This is a genomic window from Janthinobacterium sp. GW821-FHT03C08, from assembly GCF_059420905.1.
Genome location: NZ_JBWKUP010000025.1, coordinates 22,494 through 44,852 on the forward strand (window position 1 = coordinate 22,494; position 22,359 = coordinate 44,852).

Below are 22,359 nucleotides of genomic sequence, written 5' to 3' on the forward strand. Positions count from 1 at the left end.
TCTGTAGTGATAATTTATGTTGATCGTGCTTTCGCCCGCCAAGAGTCTCGACCTGGAGACGCCGCCAACAACCACGTTGCACAGCACCCCCGATTTTCTCGACCATTCCGCCCAGCTGATAGAGCGCATGCGCCAGTTTTCGCCCGCCGAAGTGGGCAGCCTGATGGGTATTTCCGACGCCTTGTCGGCCCTCAACGTGGCCCGCTATGCGTCGTGGACGCCGCAACTGACTGATGCGCGCCAGGCCATCATGGCCTTCAATGGCGATGTGTATGCCGGTTTCGAGGCGCGCAGCCTGCAGCCGGCCCAGCTCGACTATGCCCAGTCGCGCGTGCGCATTTTATCCGGGCTGTACGGCTTGCTGCGCCCGCTGGACCTGATCCACCCGCACCGCCTGGAAATGGGCACGCGCCTGTCGACCACGCGCGGCAAGGATTTATACGCCTTCTGGGGCGACACCATCACCGAAGGCCTGAACCGCACGGCCAGGGAGCAGGGCGCCAAGGTGCTGGTCAATCTTGCTTCGGAGGAATATTTCAAATCCGTCAAGCCGCGCCAGCTGGACGTGCCCGTCATCGCGCCCGTGTTCGAGGACTGGAAGAACGGCAAGTATAAAATCATCTCGTTCTACGCCAAGCGCGCGCGCGGCATGCTGGCACGCTACGCGGCCGTCAACGCCATCCGCGATCCCGAGCAACTCAAGCAGTTCGACGTCGACGGTTACGGTTTCGTGCCGGAAGCGTCGAACGACACCAGCTGGGTGTTCCGGCGCAAGGTCGGCGAATAAGTAAAAAACCGGAGCAAGCTCCGGTTTTTTCATTTTACTGCCAGAATTTCCACCACTTGCGTTCCTTGTTCACCCCTTCCGGGCTGAGGAAGGCCGTGTTCGGGTAGTTCTTGGTCAGCACGCGCAAGGTATCGTCGCGCAGGTCCGTCAGGCCCAGCTTGTCGTACGAGCGGTACATGATGAACAGCGCTTCCTCGATGGCGGGCGAGGCGGAAAAGTCGCTCACCGTCGTTTGCGCGCGGTTGGCGGCGGCCAGGTAGGCGCCGCGGCGGTAGTAATAGCGCGCCACGTGCACTTCGTACTTCGCCATGGCATCGACCAGGTAGTTCATGCGCGCCAGCGAATCGGGTGCATATTTGCTATTTGGAAACTTGTCGACCAGCTGTTTGAAGGCCGCAAACGCTTCGCGCGTGGCTTTCGGGTCGCGTTCGGTCGGATCTTGCTCGTACAGGAAGTTCAGGAAGCTGATCTGGTCGTTAAAGCTGATCAGGCCCCGCAGGTAGTACATATAATCCACATTGGCGTGGTTCGGATGCAACTTGATGAAGCGTTCGACGGCGGCCAGTGCCTGAGCCTGGTCTCCCGACTTATAATACGCGTAAGCGATCTCCATCTGCGCTTGCAGAGCATAGTTGCCAAAAGGATAGTTAGCCTCCAGCTTCTGGAACAGGCCGATTGCAGCTTCATAGTGCTGCCCGGCCATTTCTTCACGCGCCTCCGAGTATAATTTCGTAACGGACCAGTTTTTGGTCTCATCCACTTTTTCAGGCAACAAGCTGCAAGCGGACATGCCGAGCAGAACGACTGAAGCGACTACCAACGATAATTTTTTTTGCATGACGTTTTGCAAGAAGGTTTTAACCAAGATTTTACAATAGGCTGATTATAGCCGATGGGAATGCTGTGATATTAACTCCGAAGCCTAATTTGGCTGACCCCGCGTTTGACTCCCTTTCTGACCATGACGCCGAAGCAGCGTTTGACGGCGAATTTGCCGCCGACGACGTCTTCGAGGAAATGGCCCCGATTACACTGGAACTGACGCCGGACGCCTGCGGCCACCGCCTCGATAAAGTCATCTCCAAGCTGGTGCCGCAATACTCGCGCAGCCGCTTGCAATTGTGGCTGGAAGCCGGTTTCGTGACCGTGGACGGAAAAGTTGCCAAACGCAACATGACCGCCTATGGCGATGAGAAGATCGTCATTCTGCCGCAAAGCGCGCCGGAAGACGAGGCTTTTAAGCCGGAAGCGATGGAATTGAACATCGTGCACGAAGATGAGCATATCATCGTCATCAACAAACCGGCCGGACTGGTCGTGCATCCGGGGCCAGGCAACTGGTCGGGCACCCTGCTCAACGGCCTGCTGCACCACTGCCCGCAACTGGCCGGCGTGCCGCGCGCCGGCATCGTGCACCGCCTGGACAAGGATACGAGCGGCCTGATGGTCGTCGGCAAGACCCTGGCCTCGCAGACGGACCTGGTGCGCCAGCTGCAGGCGCGCACCGTCAAGCGCGAGTATTTCGCGCTCGTGTGGGGCACGCCGAAAATGGCGGGCACCATCGATGCGTCGATTGCGCGCCACCCGCGCGACCGGGTCAAGATGGCCGTCTCGGAAAACTTCACCGCCAAGCCCGCCATCACGCACTATGAGCTGATCGGCAGCGGCGAACTCGACCGCCGTCCCGTGAGCCTGATGCAATGCCGCCTGGAAACAGGCCGCACGCACCAGATCCGCGTCCACATGCAGCACCTGGGCTTTGCGCTGGTCGGTGACCATGTGTACGGCAAGCAGCATCTGGTGACGGTCTTTTCGCGCCAGGCGCTGCAGGCGCGCCGCCTGGGCCTCGTGCATCCGGGCACCCTGGAAGCGTGCGAGTGGATCGTGCCGCTGGCCGATGATTTCGCGCAACTGATCGCCACGGCCGGCATTCCCGAGCCGGAACAGGTCTGATGACGGCAGCCTTGCCTTATATCAAGCCGCACTGGCCCGGCTTGCCGGCCAATGTGGGCGCGCTGGCGACCGTGCGCGCGGGCGGCGTCAGCCAGGGGCCATATGGTGACGGGCAGGGGGGCGGTGGCTTGAACCTGGGCACGCACGTGGGCGACGATCCCGCGCATGTGGCGGCCAACCGCGCGCGGCTGGCGGCAGTCTTGCCTGCCGAGCCGGCCTGGCTGTCGCAGGTGCACGGCGTAGCCGTTGCCGATGCCGCTACGCTGGGCGCTTGCGTGCCCGATGCCGATGCCAGCACCGCCACGCAGGCGGGCGCCGTGTGCGTGGTGATGACGGCCGACTGCCTGCCGGTATTGTTTTGCTCGACGGATGGCCTCGTCGTCGGCGCGGCCCATGCGGGCTGGCGCGGCCTGGCCAACGGCGTCTTGCAGCGTACAGTGGACATCATGCGCGCGCATGGCGCGACGGAGATCCTCGCCTGGCTGGGGCCGGCGATCGGTCCGCAGCAATTCGAGGTGGGGCAGGACGTGCTGCAGGCCTTCCGCGACGGCGCGCGCGACGCTGCCGAACGGCAAGTGCTCTCCGCTGCGTTCACCGCCATCGATGGCAAGCCGGGCAAGTACCTGGCCGACATCTATGCGCTGGCGCGCACCATGCTGCTGCGCGATGGCGTGGCGCAGGTGGCGGGCGGCGAGTACTGCACCGTCAGCGATGCGGCGCGGTTTTACTCGTACCGGCGCGATGGCGTGACGGGAAGACAGGCCAGTTTGATCTGGCGCAAATAATCTGCACGGCAGGCACTTATGTGTCTGCCGTTTTTGTTTTATCGTCTGCTGAGGCGAGCGCACGCGCGTTCATTTCGGCGATGCGCGCCGCCTTGCGTTTGCGTCGCCGCGAGCCCGTCAGATAGAATAGGATGGACAGCGGGATGACGCAGTACAGCACGAAGGTCATCACCCCGGCGACGATGGACGCTTCCGTCAGCGCCATGAGGCCGACGACGTAGATCCAGGCAACAGCGGTCATGAGCATCATTGGTATTGGCAGTAAGTAAGAGTGTGCATGCAGGTGCTCCAGAAATATTTATTTTTGACTACGTTTGCGACGCCTGACAAAGCCGACGCGCAGCAGGTTTTGTTCGGCGTCCCTCAATCTTGAATGGACTTAACTATCTATGAATATGCCCGATCCTCAAATGATGACCAAGGAATGGATGGCGCAGATCAGCAATCCTGAGCAGTGGAAAACGTGGTTCAACATGGTACCGCAGCCGGCAGCCAATCCGATTGCCGGCATTTTGCAGGATGCGGGTGCCAGCATCAAGCCGGACGTGATCGAGCAACTGAAAAATGCCTATGTGGCCAAGCTGACGGGCTTGTGGACGGACTTCATGGCCGGCAAGACGCCGGAGCTGAAGGACCGCCGCTTCGCCGCGCCCGCCTGGCACGCGAGCCCCCTGTCGGCCTTCAACGCGGCCGCCTACCTGCTGAACGCCGAATTTCTCACCGCCATGGCCGACGCCGTGGAAGCGACGCCGCACCAGAAACAGAAGATTGCCTTTGCCGTGCAGCAAATCGTCGACGCCATGTCGCCCGCCAATTTCCTCGCCACCAACCCGGACGCGCAGCAGACCCTGATCGAGACCAAGGGCGAAAGCCTGGCCAAGGGCTTGAGCAATATGCTGGCCGACATGGGCAAGGGCCGCATCTCGCAGTCCGACGAATCGGCCTTCGAAGTGGGCCGCAACGTGGCCACCACGCCGGGCACGGTGGTGTTTGAAAATGCCCTGTTCCAGCTGATCCAGTACACGCCAAGCACCCCCACGGTACATCAGCGGCCCCTGCTGATGGTGCCGCCGTGCATCAATAAATTCTATATCCTTGACTTGCAGCCAGAAAACTCGCTCGTGCGCTATGCGGTGGAACAGGGCAACACGGTCTTCTTGATGTCCTGGCGCAATCCGGACATGAGCATGCAGCACCTGACGTGGGACGATTACGTGGAGCAAGGTGTGATCGAAGCCATCAAGGTGACGCAGGACATTTCCGGCCAGGACAAGCTCAATCTGTTCGGCTTTTGCGTGGGCGGCACCATCGTCTCGACGGCCCTGGCCGTGCTCAAGGCGCGCGGCGAGAATCCTGCCGCCAGCCTGACCCTCTTGACCACCTTCCTCGATTTTTGCGACACGGGCGCGCTCGACGTCTTCATCGACGAGCCGCAGGTGGCGCTGCGCGAGCAAACCCTGGCCAAGGGCGGCCTGATGACGGGCCGCGACCTGGGCAGCACGTTTTCCAGCCTGCGGCCGAATGACCTCGTGTGGAACTACGTGCAGTCGAACTACCTGAAGGGCAAGGAGCCGCCCGCGTTTGACTTGCTGTACTGGAATGGCGACGGCACGGGCTTGCCCGGTCCCATGTTCTGCTGGTATCTGCGCAACACTTACCTGGAAAACAGCCTGAAGGTGCCGGGCAAGCTGACGGTGGCCGGCGAGCAGGTGGACCTGGGCAGCATCGACGCGCCCGCCTTCATCTACGGTTCGCGCGAAGACCATATCGTGCCCTGGGGCGCCGCCTATGCCAGCATGGCCGTGCTGAACCCGAAAAAGCCGAAAGCCAACCGCTTCATCCTCGGTGCCTCGGGCCATATCGCCGGCGTGATCAATCCCGCGTCGAAGAAAAAGCGCAGCTACTGGAGCAACGACAAGCCACGCACGGCCAAGGCCAAGCCGCAAAGCGCCGAGCAATGGATGGAAGGCGCGACGGAGCACGTGGGCAGCTGGTGGCCCGAATGGGCGGCCTTCCTGGCCGAACACGGCGGCGCCGACGTGAAGGCGCCAGGCAAGCCGGGCAACAAACGCCATGCGCCCATCGAGGCGGCGCCGGGCCGGTATGTTAAAGTCAGGGCAGACTAGGCCGCAAAGCGATCCGCCGGGCAGGGCCGGGGTAATCACCGGTCTTGTCAGGAATCTACTTTTAGTTGCGTTGCAATAAATGTGGGAATCGACTACCCTGATGTGCAATGGAGCCGTTTTCCACTCTATAATGCAAAAAGTAGGCAGGTGCGAAAGCGGACCCACGTTCGCTTTTTTTTCGGATTAACTCAGTATGCGCTGCGGCGCAATAAGTGGAACTTGTGATGAGTAGTGCAAAAAAAAATATAGACCGCCTGATTAAAAAATATCCCAACCGCCGTCTGTATGACACGCAAACCAGTTCCTACATCACCTTGACGGACGTCAAGCAGCTGGTGTTGGATAATGAGGTGTTCACGGTCGTCGATGCCAAATCCAGCGAAGATTTGACGCGCAGCATCTTGCTGCAGATCATCCTGGAAGAGGAAGCCAACGGCGCGCCCATGTTCTCGAGCAGCGTGCTGTCGCAGATCATCCGCTACTATGGCCACGCCATGCAGGGCATGATGGGATCCTACCTGGAAAAGAACGTGCAGGCGTTCACCGACATCCAGCACAAGTTTACGGGCACGTCGGCCGGCAGCTTCGAAGGCAAGCCATTCAGCCCGGAAATGTGGACCCAGTTCATGAATGTCCAAGGTCCGATGATGCAGGGCATGATGAACAACTATATCGACCAGAGCAAGAGCCTGTTCGTGCAGATGCAGGAGCAGATGCAGAGCCAGAGCAAGAATCTGTTCGGCACTTTCCCCTTCGTGCCGCCGGTCCCGCCAACGGACAAGAAGTAGGCCGCAAGCGATGCGGGTCACGCGACGGCACAGGAATTCCTGTGCCGTTGTGCATTCAGGCGCCATATCGCCTCGGTGTGCCGGGTTTTGATCGGAGCATGGTACAACCATTTTTCTTTGATGGGCAGACGCTGTCCGGCAAGGATGACATCGCAGCGTTCGTTTGATATGCAACTGCAGGTCCACAAGGAGTATATATGGCGCTGCTTGAGCAATTGCAGGCAATGATTGCAGCCGATAATGAGCGTATGCATGTCCTTCGTCTTGTCAGGGAACTTGATCTGCCCGATTGCTGGGTTACTGCGGGATTTGTGCGATGCTGTGTCTGGGATCATTTGCACCAACGTTCGCCTTCGCCACTGCCTCACGATGTCGACGTCATCTGGTACGACCCAAGCAAGGCGACACAGGCGCATGACGCCATGCTTGAGTCGAGTTTAAGGGCACGGGACGGCACGCTGGGCTGGTCGGTCAAGAATCAGGCGCGTATGCATGAACGCAATGCGGACCTGCCTTACCTGACCGCTTCCGATGCCATGAGATACTGGCCGGAAACCGCCACTGCCGTGGGTGTGCGACTCAATGACCTTGCAGACATCGATATAGCGGCTCCTTTCGGCCTGCATGATCTTTTCGATCTGGTGGTCCGGCCGACAGAGCGATTTCTGACAGCGAAGCAATCGGTCTACGCAGGCCGCGTGCGTGGCAAGAATTGGCAAGGTACCTGGCCCAAGCTACGTATTGAATTCCCAGGTGCCGCTTCCAGCCGTGCTTTGGAACCGGACTGAGCAAGCTCATAGCCTGCATTTGATGATAGGCGATGCAGGAGCCTGAGAATCGCACATGCAATCCATTGCTACCTATGCCCGGTCAACCCGGACAGCGTAGCAACCGCGTCTGGCGTTGTGGACGTGGATATAGCTGACTTCCTGATTGCCAAAGATCTGCTCAATCAGGGTTTCAATCGACGTGCCTTCCACCATATATTCAGGCGCGTCCGCCATCCGGCTCTTGCTCTGCAAGTCGATCCAGGCAGACGGCACGGATGCCGCCTGGTAGTCATCGTTCACATCGGGTGGGCATGGCATTGTCGACTGACGGTCAGAACTTTCACTTCATGCTTTCGGCAGTCCAGCTTTTACCGCCGTCGTTCGATATTTCAAATTGCGCCGGCACGCTCCAGCGCGTTATTTTTCCCAGAATCGCACCTGATTTAAGCGGGGTCAACTCGCGTGATTTCGGTTTGGCGTCCACCAGTGTCCACGTTTTGCCCATGTCGCTACTGGCATGTAAGGTCGTATCGCTCATCAGACTGCTTTCAAAACGCAGCAGGGTTCCATCGGTACGCTGAATCAGCGGAATGTGGCTAGCGGTGACCTCTTGCCAGGTTTGACCTTGATTCACTGAAACGAAAGCATCTCTGGAGGTGATCGCAAATGGCCCGTAACCTTGTGTTATGAGGCTCCACATGCCGCTGCCGCTGATGCGCATCGCATCCGCACGGCGATCGGGCATTGCCCGCTCTGACCACTGGCCACTGGCGTAGTCGTAGAGGTGCAGCGTTCCTTTCGTCGACGTGTAGGCAAAGCCTGTGCCGATATCGCGCAGCCAGAACCAGGTGTCCTGGTTCAGGAGCCACTTCCCCAGCTTCTCACTGCGTACCTGATGCCACTCGCCGCGCTCGAGACGGGCGGAATGATAAATCGTGACTTCATTGTTACGCTGGACGGCGACATACCAGCCAGCGTCCATATTGCCAGCCAGTCCGACCAGATTGCCATAGGGAAGGTTGCCAGTGTCAATCGGTTCAAGCTTGTTCTGTCCCGGCGCATGGCGCAGCAGGGTGCCGAACTCGCCGAAGGCCAGCAAGTCTGCATCCGGCATTTGCACCGGCTGCACGCAGTTCAGCGTCTCTATTTTGTCGCTGGCCAGTTGTTTCCATGTTCCCTCAGGGCTGCGCCACAGCACTGTGCCCATGCGGGTTGCGGCCGCCACGCTGCCGTCTGGTAGCTCCGTCACGCATTCGGCGCCGGTGGGGCGGGCCATGGCGAGTTCCTCAGCGCGATCCGTATCACTGCGCGATCCGGACCAGCTGACTGTCTTTTCGGGTGCAAACAGCTTCAGGTGCTCGGGAGAATAGCGTTCGAGCAGGGTGCGGTTGTCTCGCACCCGCACGCTGCGGCCGACCAGTACACGCTCGCCATAAAGAGGAGTGACGATCAGGCGGCCCAGATCGACCGGCTTGCCTTCCTCCACAGTAAATAAGCCCAGGCCGCCGCCCATTTTGATGTAGCGGTTTGATTTGCCGGCGTCGGCCAGTTGACTGAAGTAGTATTTCCCCGGTGGCAGGGTCCCCATGAAAAGAGTCGTGTCGCGCGCCATATCCTTGGCAACCTGGTTCAGGATATATCGCTGCAGGACCAGGCTGGATACTGCGTCTCCGCTACTCAGGCGGCCCAAAGTGATCTGGCCCAATCCGTTCACCTCATCAGTGTTGGCAGTAATGCTGACAGTAACGGCTGTACCTTCGGAGGGCACGCCGACGCTGAGAGGGCGCTGCACATGCGTTGTGACACAGCCACCGAGCATCAGCGCAGAGACGGCTCCTGCAAAAACGTTGGCAACGAGATTTTTGATGAACATTTTATTTCCACAGTGCAATAAAATCTTATTATAGCGAGACTGTGTATGAAATAACAAGTATATTAGTCAAGTATGGGCTGCAGCCAGATATGGAATGCGTGAAAGAATATGCTCAGGGCAGGTCGCCCGTGGCTCCCACCGTGCATATCCCGCAGCAAAACCAGACCGCCACTGACAGCAAGGGGCGGCTCGGGGTACAATAGCCGATTCGCCTCACCATTTTCCTAGCTGCCAACTATGTCTGAAATTCACCGTATTCCCGTTCCTTCCGCCCAGCCAGAGGCCATGCAGGCCATGCCAGGTGCGGCGCCGAAAGTGGGCTTCGTCTCGCTCGGCTGCCCGAAAGCGCTGGTCGATTCCGAACAAATCCTCACCCAGCTGCGCGCCGAAGGTTACGAAACGGCGAAATCCTACGCTGGCGCCGATTTGGTGATCGTCAATACCTGCGGTTTTATCGATGCTGCCGTGCAAGAGTCGCTCGACGCCATCGGCGAAGCGCTGGCTGAAAACGGCAAGGTCATCGTCACGGGCTGCCTGGGCGCCAAGAAGGATGCTGCCGGCGACGACATCATCATGAAGGTGCACCCGAAAGTGCTGTCCGTTACGGGTCCGCACGCGCTGGCCGAAGTGATGGATTCCGTCCACTTGCACCTGCCCAAGCCGCATGCGCCGTTCCTCGACCTGGTGCCGCCGCAAGGCATCAAGCTGACGCCGAAGCACTATGCCTACCTGAAGATTTCCGAAGGCTGCAACCACCGTTGCAGCTTCTGCATCATCCCGTCCATGCGCGGCGACCTGGTCTCGCGCCCGATCGGCGAGCTGATGATGGAAGCGGAAAACCTGTTCAAGTCCGGCGTCAAGGAATTGCTCGTCATTTCGCAAGATACCTCGGCGTATGGCGTGGATGTGAAATTCCGTTCCGGCTTCTGGAACGGCCGTCCCGTGAAAACCCACATGACGCAGCTGACGGAAGCGCTGGGCGAACTGGCCAAGTCCTACGGTGCCTGGGTGCGCCTGCACTATGTGTACCCGTACCCGCACGTGGACCAGATCATCCCGATGATGAGCGGCGGCCACATCCTGCCTTACCTGGACATTCCGATGCAGCACGCGCATCCGGACGTGCTGAAGCGCATGAAGCGCCCGGCCAGCGGCGAGAAAAACCTGGACCGCATCCAGGCCTGGCGCGCCATCAACCCGGACCTGACCATCCGCTCGACCTTCATCGCCGGTTTCCCGGGCGAGACGGAAGCGGAATTCGAGTACCTGCTGGACTTCCTCAAGGAAGCGCAGATCGACCGCCTGGGCTGCTTCGCGTATTCCCCGGTGGAAGGCGCGACGGCCAACGAACTGGCCAACCCCGTGCCGGAAGAAGTGCGCGAAGAGCGCCGCGGCCGCGTCATGCTGCTGCAGGAAGAAATTTCCCGCAAGCGCCTGCAAGCCAAGGTGGGCAAGACCGTGCGCGTGCTCATCGATGAAGTCACCCGCTCCGGCGGCGTGGGCCGCTCGTCCGCCGACGCGCCGGAAATCGACGGCGTCGTCTACGTCAAGCCACCGTTCGAACCGCACCGCAAGCTGGCCGTGGGCCAGTTCGTCGACGTGACCATCACCTCGGCCGACGCGCATGACCTGTGGGGTGCTGCCGAGTAAAAAACGTCCATGCCGGCCTTGCGCTGCCTTGCCGTACAGTAAAGTACTGTCTGCGGCAGCGCGCCTTGGCCTGAACGTTTTTTATGCAGGTGTAACACTCTGTCATACGTACGGCAGGCAAGGGCATAAGCCCTTACAATCAAGGCGGACCAGCACAGGCTGGCCCGCCTTTTTTATTTGCCGACGACGCCATGACCACACCCAAATCCCCGCAAACCGCGCTGATCCACAGCGATTACCAGGCGCCGCAAGGTTTTGCCGCGTTTCCGAATGCCATCCACCACGCTTCGACCGTGCTGTTCAAGGACGTGGCGGCCATGCGCTCGGGCGACTGGAAAGACAAGAACGCCTACACCTATGGCTTGCACGGCACGCCTACCACCTTTACCCTGGAAGCGCGACTGGCCGAGATCGAAGGGGGTAAATATTGCCTGCTGGCGCCATCAGGGCTGGCGGCCATCGCCATGGCGGACTTTGCCCTGCTGAAAACGGGCGACGATGTATTGTTGCCCGAAAACATCTACAACCCGAACCGCGAACTGGGACGCTGGCTGGCGCAGGATTTCGGCATCACGGCCCGCTATTACGATCCGCTCATCGGCGCCGGCATCGCGGCCTTGATCCAGGACAATACCAAGCTCATCTGGACGGAAGCGCCCGGTTCCGTGACGATGGAAGTGCCGGACTTGCCCGCCATCTGCGCGGCCGCCCATGCGCGCGGCGTGCTGGTAGCCCTGGACAACACCTGGTCGGCGGGCCTGGCCCTGCGCGGCTTTGACCTGGGCGTGGACATCATCATGCAGGCGCTGACGAAATACCAGTCGGGCGGCTCCGACGTGCTGATGGGCGCCCTGATCACGCGCGAGCGCGCCTTGCACGAGCGCCTGGCGCAGGCGCACATGCGCTTGGGGCTGGGCGTGGGGGCGGACGACGCCTACCTGGTGCTGCGCGGCCTGCCCACCATGAAGCTGCGCTTCGACGCCCACGACACGGGCGCGCGCACGGTGGCAAGCTGGCTCAAGGGGCGCAGCGAGATCGCCACGGTGCTGCATCCGGCCTTCGCCGACTGCCCCGGCCACGCCATCTGGCAGCGCGATTTCACGGGCGCGGGCGGCCTGTTTTCCGTGCTGTTCGATGCCCGTTACACGGAGGCGCAGACGGACCGCTTCGTCGATGCCTTGCAGTTGTTCAAGATAGGCTACAGCTGGGGCGGCGCGAACAGCCTGGTGATGCCGTACCGCATCGCCGCCATGCGCAAGGGCTGGCGGCTGCCGGGCCAGCTGGTGCGCCTGAACGTGGGACTGGAAGATCCGCAGGACTTGATCGCCGATATCGAACGGGCGTTCGCGGCGCTGTAGGCGGCAAGCCGTTGGCTTGCCGCGCAGCACCGTTTACAGGGGCACGGGACTGTTGTTGTTCAGGTCGATGAAGCCGCGCAGCAGGCGGTAGGCTTTCCACAGCCAGGCCACGCCCCAGACGAGGAAGGCCAGCGGAATGCCGATGATGGTGATCCACAGCACGGCGCCGACGACGATCCAGGCCACATACCACCAGAAGGAACGGATCATCCAGCCGTGATGGCTGTACACGAAGGTCCCGGCCGCCTCGCCCCGCTTCACGTAATTGATGATGAGCGGGATGAAGGAAAAGGCGCCCAGCGAGAACACGAAGCTGGCGCCATGTATGAGGTACAACCACCAGGCCAGGTTCTTGGTCTGCTGGAGTGGCGTATCCAACATAATATCTTGTGACATGAAACCTCCCGTCGTTGCTCAATTTTTAATTGTAACAAGCAAAGCGGCGCAGGGGCGCAGTCCTTGGAAAAGGCAGAATACATTGTTAACAGCAGATCGATATCCCACCTTGGCCGCGCGCGCCGGACGCTGGCTGCGGCGCGCCGTGCCGGCCCTGCTGCTGTGCGTCGCCACGGCGGCGCACGCCGCCGGCGGCACCCTGGCGGCCGAGATGGCCGCCGGCTTGAAGGAAGAGGGACTGGCGGGCGCCGTCTGGAGCGAAGTCTTGCCAGACGGCACCGTGCGCACGGGCGCCGCCGGCTTGCGTGATGCAGGCAAGCAATTGCCCATGCAGGCGGACACGCGCGTGCAGGTCGGTTCCGTGGCCAAGGTGGCGCTGGCGCTGGGCGTGCTGCGCCTGGTCAGCGAAGACCGGCTCACGCTCGATACGCCCCTGCTGCAGGTGCTGCCCGAGCTGGCCCTGAAAAACCCGTGGCAGGCCAGCGACCCCGTGCGCATCCGCCACCTGCTGGCGCATACCTCGGGCCTCGACAACGTGCGTTTCTGGCAGGCATTCAGCCTGAAGCCTGCGCCGGAGACGCCGCTGGCCGAGGCCTTTGACGGCGGCGGCCTGCTGCGCGTGCGCGCCCGTCCCGGCAGCCGCTACGCGTACTCCAACATGGGCTATGGCTTGCTGGGCATGGTGATCGAGCGGGTCACGGGCCAGCCGTACGAGCGCTACCTGGACGCGCAGCTGCTGCAGCCCCTGGGCATGGCGGACAGCACGTTTGCTTTTGCCACGCAAACAGGCCCGCAGGCCGACCCGCGCCTGGCCATGGGCCACTTCGAGCGTGGCGTGGCGCAGGCGGCCGTGCCGCAGTACCTGCGGCCGGCCAGCCAGTTCACCACTACGGCGGCCGACATGGGCAAGCTGGCGCAGTTCCTGATGGGCGACGGCAAGCTGCAGGGCACGCAGTTCATCGACCTGGCCCTGATGGGCGCCCTGTCCGAGCCGGCCGGCACGGATGCGGCGCAGGCGGGCCTGGCGACGGGCCACGGCCTGGCGCTGGCCGTGCGCGACCGCCACAACGTGGTCGGCGCCTGCCATCCGGGCACCACGGTGGGCTTTCGCGCCATGCTGTGCATCTATCCGGAGCAGGACAGCGCCTTTTTCGTGGCCTTCAACACGGATGCGGAAGCAGCCGACTATGAACGCTTCAACCGCCTGCTGCTGCGCGACCTGGAACTGCCGCTGCGCGCCCCGGCGCCGCGCGGCACGCCCGCGCCTACGGTGGAAAACTGGCAGGGCGTGTACCTGCCGTCGCCCAGCCCCGTGGCCAGCATGGCCTGGGTCGATGCCGTCTTCGGCTTTACGCGCCTCAAATGGGATGGCGATTCGCTGTTCCTGATCCCGTTCCAGGGCGAGCCAACGGAGCTGGAGCCGGCGGGCGGCTTGCTGTTCCGCGCCAGCGACCGCAGCGCCCCGTCGCACGTGTTGATGCAGGAAGACGGGCGCCACATCCTCAGCGACGGCTTGCGCAGCTATGAGCGGGTGTCGATGCTGCGCATGCTGGTCCTGTGGGGCAGCCTGGCCCTGGGTGCCGCCGGCTTGCTGTACGTGCTGGTGGTGGGCATCTGGCGCGCCGCGCTGCGCAGGCTGGGGCGGGGCGACCATCTGTTCGCGCCCCTGCTGTCGTTGCTGGCGCTGGCGCTGCCCCTGCCGTTCTTTTTCTTCCAGTCGTATCTGCGCCTGGGCGACGTCACCATCGCCAGCGTGCTGCTGACAGTGGCGACGGGCGCGCTGCCGCTGGCCATGGCCTTTGGCCTGGCGCGTTGCTGGCGCAGCCGCGGCACGCCAGCCGAGGCTGGCTCGTGGGCGAAATGGGATTGGCTGGCCTTGCTGGCGGCGCTGCAACTGCTGCTCGTGCTGGCCTGGTGGGGTTTGCTGCCGCTGCGGCTGTGGCAGCTGTAGGGTGGAGGGCAGGGGGACATGGTCCGATGGCCATGCCCCGGCATGCTTCAGTTCAGGATATTCAGGATGCCGTCCAGGCCCACAAAGTTCAGCGCCACGTCGGCTTGCGAGCGCACCACGGGCTTGGCGCGGAAAGCCACGGACAGGCCGGCGATGCCCATCATCTTCAAGTCGTTGGCGCCGTCGCCCATGACGATGGCCTCGGACGGCGAAATGCCCAGCTCCGCGCACACGCGCTCCACGGTGCGCTGCTTTTCCTCGGCGTCGACGATGCCCCCTAACACTTTGCCCGTCAGCTTGCCGTCGACGATTTCCAGCTCGTTCGCGTGCGTGTAGTCGAGGCCCAGGCGCTCCTTCAGGCGCTGCGTGAAGAAGGTAAAGCCGCCCGATACCAGCAGGGTCTTCAGGCCGGCCTTCTGCACGGCCGCCAGCATCTTCTCGGCACCGAGCGACAGTTTTAACCGTTCATCGTAGACGCGCTGCAGGGCCGATGCATCGAGGCCTTCGAGCAGGGCCACGCGCTGCTTCAGGCTGGCCGCGAAATCGAGTTCGCCGCGCATGGCCGCTTCCGTGATGGCCGCCACTTGCGGTTTGAGGCCTTGCATGTCGGCGATTTCATCGATGCACTCGATGGTGATCAGGGTCGAATCCATGTCCATCGCCACGAGCTTGAATTCACTGAGGTCGCGCTGGCCCATCATGTAGGTGGCGTCCAGCTGCGCCGCGTGGGCCGCCACCTCGATGGTGGGGCGCAGCGCGGGCGAGTAGGCGATCTTTTCGCAGCGCACGGCGTTCGGCCCCAGGCGCGTGATGGACGTGGGCGCGGCCAGCGCGGCGATGCGTTCGAGCCTGGCCATGTCGCCGTCCTGGCCCTGCAGGATCAGATTCATGGTGATGGAAGTGGTATTGGTCATGGGTCAGTCCTGCATGGATTATCGAAATGGTCTACACCGTCAATTGCTTGATGGTGGTCTTGATCTGCGTCACGCGCGCGGCCAGGTCCGGCATGGCGGCCGTGATCTTCAGCTTGTCTTGGCCGTGCAGCTTGATGTGGCGGTTTTTCTGGATCAGGCCGATGATGCGCATCGGGTCGATGGGCGGCTTGGCCATGAATTGCAGGGTGGCCGCCTCGCCGTGCACGTCGATCTTGACGATGCCCACGGTCTTGGCGGCGATGCGCAGGCGGTGCGTCTCGACCAGCGCCTTGACGGCGTCGGGCAGCTTGCCGAAGCGGTCGATCAGCTCTTCCTGGATGTCGTCGATCTTTTCCTGCGTGGCGCAGTTGGCCAGGCGCTTGTAGATCGACAGGCGTTCGTGCACGTCGCCGCAGAAATCGGCGGGCAGCAGTGCCGGCACGTGCAGGTTGATCTCCGTCGTCGAGGCCAGCGGCGCGGCCAGGTCCGGCTCCTTGCCCGCCTTCAGCGAGCGCACGGCCTCGTTGAGCATGTCCGAATACAGCTGGAAGCCGATCTCCGTCATCTCGCCCGACTGGCTTTCGCCCAGCACCTCGCCGGCGCCGCGGATTTCCAGGTCGTGCATGGCCAGGTAGAAGCCGCTGCCCAGTTCTTCCATCTGCTGGATGGCGTCCAGGCGGCGCTGCGCCAGCTTGGACAGGCCCTGCACGTCGTGCACCAGCAGGTAGGCGTAGGCCTGGTGATGCGAGCGGCCCACGCGGCCGCGCAGCTGGTGCAGCTGCGCCAGGCCGAACTTGTCGGCGCGGTGCATGATGATGGTGTTCGCCGTCGGCACGTCGATGCCCGTCTCGATGATGGTCGTGCACAGCAGGATGTTGAAGCGCTGGGCGACGAAGTCGCGCATGACCTTTTCCAGGTCGCGCTCGTGCATCTGGCCGTGCGCCACGGCGATGCGCGCCTCGGGCAGCAGTTCCGTCAGCATGGCCAGGCGGTTCTGGATGGTTTCCACCTCGTTGTGCAGGAAGTAGATCTGGCCGCCTCGTTTGAGTTCGCGCAAGCAGGCTTCGCGGATGATGGCTTCGCCCTCGCTGCGCACGAACGTCTTGATGGCCAGGCGCTTTTGCGGCGCCGTGGCGATGATGGAAAAGTCGCGCAAGCCTTCCAGCGCCATGCCCAGGGTGCGCGGGATCGGCGTGGCCGTCAGGGTCAGCACGTCCACTTCCGCGCGCAGGGCCTTCAGGGCTTCCTTCTGCCGCACGCCGAACCTGTGTTCTTCGTCAATGATGACCAGGCCCAGGCGGGTAAACTTCACGTCGTCGGACAGCAGTTTATGTGTGCCGATGACGATGTCGATGGTGCCGTCGGCCATGCCCTTGAATGCCTGCGTGATCTCCTTGCCGGTGCGAAAGCGCGACAATTCCGCGATGCGCACGGGCCAGTCGGCGAAGCGGTCGGCGAAGGTTTGCGCGTGCTGCTCGGCCAGCAGGGTGGTGGGCGCCAGGATGGCCACCTGCTTGCCGCCCATGACGGCGATGAAGGCGGCGCGCAAGGCCACTTCCGTCTTGCCGAAGCCGACGTCGCCGCACACGAGGCGGTCCATCGGTTTGCCGGAGGTCATGTCCTTGATGACGTTGTTAATGGCCTCGGCCTGGTCCGGCGTCTCGTCGAAGCCGAAGCTGTCGGCGAAGCGCTGGTAGTCGTGCGCGGAGAATTCGAAGGAATGGCCCTGGCGCAGGGCGCGGCGGGCGTACAGGTTGAGCAGCTCGGCGGCCGTGTCGCGCACCTGTTCGGCCGCGCGTTTCTTGGCTTTTTCCCACTGGCCCGAGCCGAGCGAGTGCAGCGGCGCGTCTTCCGGCGAGGCGCCCGAATAGCGGGAAATGACGTGCAGCTGCGACACGGGCACGTACAGTTTCGTGTCCTTCGCGTATTCGAGGTGCAAAAATTCCGTCTCGCCTTCGCCCAGGTCCATGCTGGTCAGGCCCATGTAGCGCCCGATGCCATGGTTGATGTGCACCACGGGGTCGCCGATCTTCAGCTCGGACAGGTCGCGCACCATCGACTCGACCTGCGTCACGCCTTCCTGTTTCTTGGTGCCGACCCTGCGGCCGGAACCGGCATACAGCTCCGTCTCCGTGATGAAGGATAAATTGCCGTCCGGCGTGAACAGCTCGAAGCCCGCATGCAGCGGCGCCACGCCCAGCATCAGCTTGGCGCTTGATTGCAGGAAGCCGTCGCAACCTTCCACGGGCGTCAGGTGCAGGTCGTATTCGCTGAAGTACTGCTGCAGGGTTTCGCGGCGGCCGTTGGTTTCTGCGCAGATCATCACGCGGCGGCCCGCTTGCAGCAGGTAGCTGCGCAGGTTGGCCAGCGGGTCGTCGGCGCGGCGGTTGACGGCGATGTTCGGAATCGGCGCCGACAGTTCGGACGCCAGCGCATCGTTCGATTTCGCGATCGCCAGGCGCGGGTAGGGCTTGGCCAGGCCGAAGAACTGCTCGTCCGACAGGAACAGCGTTTCGGGCGGCAGGATAGGCCGCTCGCGGTCGGCTTTCAAAAAGCGGTAGCGCGACTGCGTGTCGGTCCAGAAGCGCCCGATGGCGGCGTCGATCTCGCCCACCAGGGCCAGCGAGGCGTCGGGCGGCAGGTAGTCGAACAGGGTGGCCGTCTGCTCGAAGAACAGGGGCAGATAATATTCGATGCCGGCCGAGGCGATGCCGCTGCTGATGTCCTTGTAGACCACGGAGCGCGACGGGTCGCCCTCGAACTGTTCGCGCCAGCGGTTGCGGAAGGTGGTGCGCGCTGCTTCGTCCATGGGGAATTCGCGCCCCGGCAGCAGCCGCACTTCGTGCACCGGATACAGCGAGCGCTGGGTGTCGGCGTCGAAGGTGCGGATGGTCTCGATGGTGTCGCCGAACAGGTCGAGGCGGTAGGGCAGGCTTGATCCCATGGGGAACAGGTCGAGCAGGCCGCCGCGCACCGAGTATTCGCCCGGCGACATCACTTGCGAAACGTGGCTGTAACCGGCCAGGGTCAGCTGCGACTTCAATCGCGCCTCGTCGAGCTTTTCGCCCTTCTTGAAGAAGAAGGTGTAGGCAGCCAGGAAGGACGGCGGCGCCAGGCGCACCAGCGCCGTGGTGGCCGGCACGATCAGCACGTCGCACTGGCGCGTCTGGATTTCGTGCAGGGTGGCCAGGCGCTCGGAGACCAGGTCCTGGTGCGGCGAAAAGGCGTCGTAGGGCAGGGTTTCCCAGTCCGGCAGCAGATGGCAGCGCAGTTCCTTGCCGCCGAACCAGGGGATTTCGTCGAGCAGGCGCTGGCCGTCGCTGGCCTGCGCCACCACCACGGCCAGCATCTGGCCCCGCGCTTTCAGTGCCAGCGCGGCCAGCGCCAGGGCGTAGGCGTCGGATGAACCATACAGGGCGGGCAGCGCATAGCGGTTGCCGGGCTTGGGGAGGGCTTTTGTTAAGTCTAAGGACATGCAGGCGATGACACTAGTGGCAGAGGCAGTTGAGTGGAACAGCAGTGGTGCGCGCCGCGCCGCCGGTGACGGCGCTGACAGGCACGATTATAGACCATCGCCCTTATCTCCGCGCTTGAGAAAACCGTCGCGGGCGGCGCTGGCTGGCTGGCGGGCGCGCCGCGCAGCCGGCCTTATCCCGCGCGCACATTGGCGATACCGAACGGCACATGCACCATCGGTATCGTGCCGCCCGCCGATTTCAGGTGGCTCAGCTGGTCGTCGAAGAAGATATGCGGCTTGAACACGGCCAGCACGCGCGACTTGTCCATGCCGCCGAGGAAAAACGTCTCGTCGGCCGCCACGCCCCAGCTTTTCAGGGTCGTCACCACGCGCTCGTGCGAGGGGGCGTTGCGCGCCGTGATGATGGCGATGCGCAGGATCTTGCGGTAGCCGGGGTCGCGCCGCTGGGCCTTTTCCTCCAGGCGCTGCATGGCGGCCAGCTTCTGGAACAGGCCGGCCAGCGGTCCGGGACGGTGGGGCGTGCCCACGTTCAGGGTTTCATGGGCGTGGAATTCATCGACGTCGTTGTTGCGCTTGAAGACGGTTTCCGCCTCGTCGTCGGCGATCACGCCGTCGAAGTCGAAGGCCACGCGCAGTTCTTCGTCGCTTTCATCGTCTTCCGTGCGCGATGGCAGCACGAGGCCGGCCGGATAGTCGCAGGCGAGGGCGCTGCGCACGTCGTCCTCGTTCGCGCTGAGAAACAGCGAGGCGTTGAAGGCGGGCAGGTAGGGATAGGGCGGCTTGCCCGTCATGAAGGCGGCGCGGGAAATATCCAGGCCGTAGTGAGCGATCGAGTGCATGACGCGCAAGCCCGTTTCCGGCGAATTGCGCGAAAACAGCACCACTTCCACGGGCGACTGGCGCGGATAGTGCTTGTTGATGGCGAGGAAACGGCGGATGAAGGGGAAGGCCACGCCGCGCGGCAGCACCGTATCGATGTGGGCTTCCTGGTACTTGCGGTATTCCTCGGGGCCGCTGTCGAGGTAGACCTGGTGCGATTCGGACAGGTCGAACAGCGCGCTGGACGCGACGCCGATCACCAGTTTGTGTTCGATAGGATAAGCCATGGTGTGCCTGTTGTTTGCTTGTTGACCATCTTATACGACTATTAACTGCATAGCCAATAGGGCCGCCGGGCAAATATCTGCACCAAACGGGTGCAATGCGGGGACGAGGGGCCTTGGCCGCAGGCCGTTTTACAACGGCTGCGCGGGGAAAGAAATAAATCTTGTTTTGTATCAAGTATGTATCAGTCAGAAAGATCTTTTTCCTCTATGCTGCTTAATATGAAATCTCGCCAATTGTAACGAAGCGTACGCCCCAGCCCCGCCGCCTTTATGCAAGTGCTTGCCGTTTTACCCGAACATGCCAGCCTCAACCTCGCCAGCAGTCGTCGTACTTTATAAGGGACCTAGCCATGTTTAAGAATTTACTGATCAAATGGAAGCTGGCGACGCTCGTCGCCGTGATGATGGCGGCCCTGCTGGTGGTCGGCCTCTGCGGCTACACGGGCATCGCCAGCGTGGGCAACGCCGTCAACGAGATCGGCGTCGTGCGCCTGCCGTCCATCCAGGGCCTGATGATGATGAACGAGGGCCAGACGGCCGTCGCCGCCGCCACCCTGACGGCGGCCATCTATGAAAACAATTACCAGTCGCAGGACAAGTTCGCCGAGGCGCTGCAGCTGCGCACCAAGGCCTGGAGCAATATCGAGGCGGGCCGCAAGCTGTACGAGCCGCTGCCGCAAACCCCCGAGGAAGCCGTGCTGTGGAAGCGCTTCCTGGAGGAGTGGACGGCCTGGAAGGCCGACGATGACAAGGTGCGCGCCATCCTGCGCCAGCTGGCCGACAACCGCGACGAGCAGCGGCAGAAGGAGCTGTTCGTCGCTTTCTACAAGCAGTACCAGGGTACGCGCAGCCTGTTCGGCAAGGCCGAGGCCACGCTCAACGAGATCATCCAGCTCAATAACGGCGTGGCCGAGGCCAGCGTGAAGGATGGCGGCGCGGCCGTGGTGCGCTCGGAAAGCCTGATGCTGATCCTGGCGCTGCTGGCGGCGGCCCTGGGCATCGCCTGCGCCGCCTACATCACGCGGGCCATCACGCAGCCGATCAATTCGGCCGTGAAAGTGGCGCAGACGGTGGCCTCGGGCGACCTGACCAGCCACATCGAGGTGCACACGACGGAAGAAACGGGCCAGCTGCTGCAGGCGCTGAAGGACATGAATTCCAGCCTGGTGAACATCGTCGGCCAGGTGCGCGGCGGCACGGAGACGATCGCCACGGCGTCGTCGCAGATCGCCAGCGGCAACCTGGACCTGTCCTCGCGCACGGAAGAGCAGGCCAGCTCGCTGGAAGAGACGGCATCGTCGATGGAAGAGCTGACGTCGACCGTGCGGCAGAATGCCGACAACGCCCAGCAGGCGAACCAGCTGGCGCGCAGCGCCTCGGGCGTGGCCGTGAAGGGCGGCGCCGTGGTGGACAAGGTGGTGCAGACCATGGACGCCATCAACGATTCCTCGCGCAAGATCGTCGACATCATTTCCGTCATCGACGGCATCGCCTTCCAGACCAACATCCTGGCCCTGAATGCGGCCGTGGAAGCGGCGCGCGCGGGCGAACAGGGGCGCGGCTTCGCCGTCGTGGCGACGGAGGTGCGCAATCTGGCGCAGCGTTCCGCCGCCGCCGCGAAAGAAATCAAGACCCTGATCGGCGACTCCGTTCTGGCCGTCGACGCGGGCAGCAAGCTGGTGATGGAAGCGGGCAGCACGATGGCCGACATCGTCGCCAGCGTGCAGCGCGTGACGGACATCATGGCGGAAATCAGCCTGGCGACGCAGGAGCAAAGCTCGGGCATCGACCAGATCAACCAGGCCATCGGCCAGATGGACCAGGTGACCCAGCAAAATGCGGCCCTGGTGGAGGAGGCGGCCGCCGCGGCCGAATCCCTGCAGGAGCAATCGGGCCAGCTGGCCCAGGTGGTCAGCGTGTTCAAGCTCGATGGCGCGCCGGCGGTGCATGCCGCGGCCGCCAGCCGGCCGCGTGCGGCGGCGCCCGTGCGCGCGGCGCCACCTGCCAGGACGCGGCCCGTGCTGCGCGCCGTGCCGTCCACGCGCAACAGTGCGCCGCGCGCAGACGAGTGGGAAGTATTCTGACGTCCTGACGCGAGGGCGGCGGCCCCGCCGCCCTCCGCCCGGCCGCTGCGCGGCCATCGCCCATGGCACCCCGTGCCCTGCTGCGGTTTCTACTTACCAAAAAAACAGTGTTATAAGAATAGCTGTTTTGCCATCTAAGCAAATCTTTGCAAAACTTAACGCGACATTGCCTGTGAGATAACTCACACTGCCTGACGTAGCAACCCAAGCTCCCGCCTCTGCCTTGTCCAGGCTGACCCCTCCGCCCGCTGCGCCCGGCCTTCCATGGCCGCTGGCGGCGCCAGCCATTGCCGTCAGCCCTGCAGGCGGGCCTGGCGCGATGACCGATGCACCATACTGA

The 22,359-nt window shown here is 62.8% G+C and carries 18 protein-coding genes; 10 read left to right on the forward strand and 8 right to left on the reverse strand.

The features are described from left to right. Positions 1-16: 16 nt before the first annotated feature. Positions 17-787 carry a peroxide stress protein YaaA gene (gene yaaA / locus AC07VL_RS26230; protein ID WP_494808451.1) on the forward strand — a complete coding sequence of 257 codons (771 nt, stop codon included), beginning with the start codon at positions 17-19 and terminating at the stop codon, positions 785-787. A 34-nt stretch (positions 788-821) separates the two neighbouring features. Here yaaA and AC07VL_RS26235 read toward each other — a convergent pair whose 3' ends face one another. Then, positions 822-1,625, reverse strand: coding sequence for an outer membrane protein assembly factor BamD (locus AC07VL_RS26235; RefSeq protein WP_494808452.1), 804 nt, complete (start codon positions 1,623-1,625; stop codon positions 822-824). An 89-nt stretch (positions 1,626-1,714) separates the two neighbouring features. Between AC07VL_RS26235 and AC07VL_RS26240 the strand changes: the two genes are divergently transcribed. After that, positions 1,715-2,740 carry an RluA family pseudouridine synthase gene (locus AC07VL_RS26240; RefSeq protein ID WP_494808453.1) on the forward strand — a complete coding sequence of 342 codons (1,026 nt, stop codon included), beginning with the start codon at positions 1,715-1,717 and terminating at the stop codon, positions 2,738-2,740. Continuing rightward, entirely contained in the window at positions 2,740-3,525 is a 786-nt protein-coding gene (gene pgeF, locus AC07VL_RS26245) for a peptidoglycan editing factor PgeF (RefSeq protein ID WP_494808454.1), read from the forward strand. Before AC07VL_RS26240 ends, pgeF begins: the two co-directional genes overlap by 1 nt. A gap of 16 nt (positions 3,526-3,541) precedes the next feature. On the opposite strand, the gene AC07VL_RS26250 is transcribed toward pgeF, so the two are convergent. After that, positions 3,542-3,766: a hypothetical protein gene (locus AC07VL_RS26250; protein WP_494808455.1), complete on the reverse strand. Its 225-nt coding sequence runs from the start codon at positions 3,764-3,766 to the stop codon at positions 3,542-3,544. A gap of 169 nt (positions 3,767-3,935) precedes the next feature. Here AC07VL_RS26250 and phaC point away from each other — a divergent pair, with 169 nt between their 5' ends. The 3 genes from phaC to AC07VL_RS26265 all read left to right on the forward strand — a co-directional run bounded on the left by phaC (position 3,936) and on the right by AC07VL_RS26265 (position 7,227). Next, complete coding sequence (gene phaC / locus AC07VL_RS26255; protein ID WP_494808456.1) at positions 3,936-5,651, forward strand: class I poly(R)-hydroxyalkanoic acid synthase; 1,716 nt, start codon at positions 3,936-3,938, stop codon at positions 5,649-5,651. A gap of 224 nt (positions 5,652-5,875) precedes the next feature. Next, entirely contained in the window at positions 5,876-6,439 is a 564-nt protein-coding gene (gene phaR, locus AC07VL_RS26260) for a polyhydroxyalkanoate synthesis repressor PhaR (protein ID WP_092800050.1), read from the forward strand. Positions 6,440-6,636: 197 nt separating this feature from the next. After that, positions 6,637-7,227 carry a nucleotidyltransferase family protein gene (locus AC07VL_RS26265; RefSeq protein WP_494808457.1) on the forward strand — a complete coding sequence of 197 codons (591 nt, stop codon included), beginning with the start codon at positions 6,637-6,639 and terminating at the stop codon, positions 7,225-7,227. A gap of 72 nt (positions 7,228-7,299) precedes the next feature. On the opposite strand, the gene AC07VL_RS26270 is transcribed toward AC07VL_RS26265, so the two are convergent. Together AC07VL_RS26270 and AC07VL_RS26275 are read right to left on the reverse strand one after the other, a co-directional pair. Further along, a complete protein-coding gene (locus AC07VL_RS26270) occupies positions 7,300-7,509 on the reverse strand; it encodes a DUF1203 domain-containing protein (protein WP_494808458.1) in 210 nt (69 codons plus the stop codon). Between the two features lie 40 nt (positions 7,510-7,549). After that, positions 7,550-9,082 carry a beta propeller repeat protein gene (locus tag AC07VL_RS26275; RefSeq protein ID WP_494808459.1) on the reverse strand — a complete coding sequence of 511 codons (1,533 nt, stop codon included), beginning with the start codon at positions 9,080-9,082 and terminating at the stop codon, positions 7,550-7,552. Positions 9,083-9,376: 294 nt separating this feature from the next. Here AC07VL_RS26275 and rimO point away from each other — a divergent pair, with 294 nt between their 5' ends. Next, the gene (rimO, locus tag AC07VL_RS26280; protein WP_494808481.1) at positions 9,377-10,732 is read left to right on the forward strand and encodes a 30S ribosomal protein S12 methylthiotransferase RimO; all 1,356 of its coding nucleotides are present in this window, start codon (positions 9,377-9,379) and stop codon (positions 10,730-10,732) included. Between the two features lie 191 nt (positions 10,733-10,923). After that, positions 10,924-12,090, forward strand: coding sequence for a cystathionine beta-lyase (locus AC07VL_RS26285; RefSeq protein ID WP_494808460.1), 1,167 nt, complete (start codon positions 10,924-10,926; stop codon positions 12,088-12,090). A gap of 33 nt (positions 12,091-12,123) precedes the next feature. On the opposite strand, the gene AC07VL_RS26290 is transcribed toward AC07VL_RS26285, so the two are convergent. Then, entirely contained in the window at positions 12,124-12,486 is a 363-nt protein-coding gene (locus AC07VL_RS26290; protein ID WP_494808461.1) for a DUF4870 family protein, read from the reverse strand. Positions 12,487-12,595: 109 nt separating this feature from the next. On the opposite strand from AC07VL_RS26290, the gene AC07VL_RS26295 reads away from it, so the two are divergent. Further along, the gene (locus tag AC07VL_RS26295; protein WP_494808462.1) at positions 12,596-14,437 is read left to right on the forward strand and encodes a serine hydrolase domain-containing protein; all 1,842 of its coding nucleotides are present in this window, start codon (positions 12,596-12,598) and stop codon (positions 14,435-14,437) included. Positions 14,438-14,484: 47 nt separating this feature from the next. Here the strand turns inward: AC07VL_RS26295 and serB are convergent, their stop codons facing one another. From serB to AC07VL_RS26310, 3 genes are all read right to left on the reverse strand, one after another. Beyond that, complete coding sequence (serB, locus tag AC07VL_RS26300; RefSeq protein WP_494808482.1) at positions 14,485-15,327, reverse strand: phosphoserine phosphatase SerB; 843 nt, start codon at positions 15,325-15,327, stop codon at positions 14,485-14,487. A gap of 55 nt (positions 15,328-15,382) precedes the next feature. After that, the gene (gene mfd / locus AC07VL_RS26305; RefSeq protein WP_494808463.1) at positions 15,383-18,826 is read right to left on the reverse strand and encodes a transcription-repair coupling factor; all 3,444 of its coding nucleotides are present in this window, start codon (positions 18,824-18,826) and stop codon (positions 15,383-15,385) included. Between the two features lie 173 nt (positions 18,827-18,999). Further along, positions 19,000-19,935, reverse strand: a complete 936-nt coding sequence (locus tag AC07VL_RS26310; protein WP_290607446.1) for a 5'-nucleotidase — start codon at positions 19,933-19,935, stop codon at positions 19,000-19,002. A gap of 350 nt (positions 19,936-20,285) precedes the next feature. Between AC07VL_RS26310 and AC07VL_RS26315 the strand changes: the two genes are divergently transcribed. Beyond that, on the forward strand, positions 20,286-22,019 hold the full coding sequence (locus tag AC07VL_RS26315; protein WP_494808464.1) for a methyl-accepting chemotaxis protein: 1,734 nt from the start codon (positions 20,286-20,288) through the stop codon (positions 22,017-22,019). The last annotated feature ends 340 nt before the right edge of the window (positions 22,020-22,359 follow it).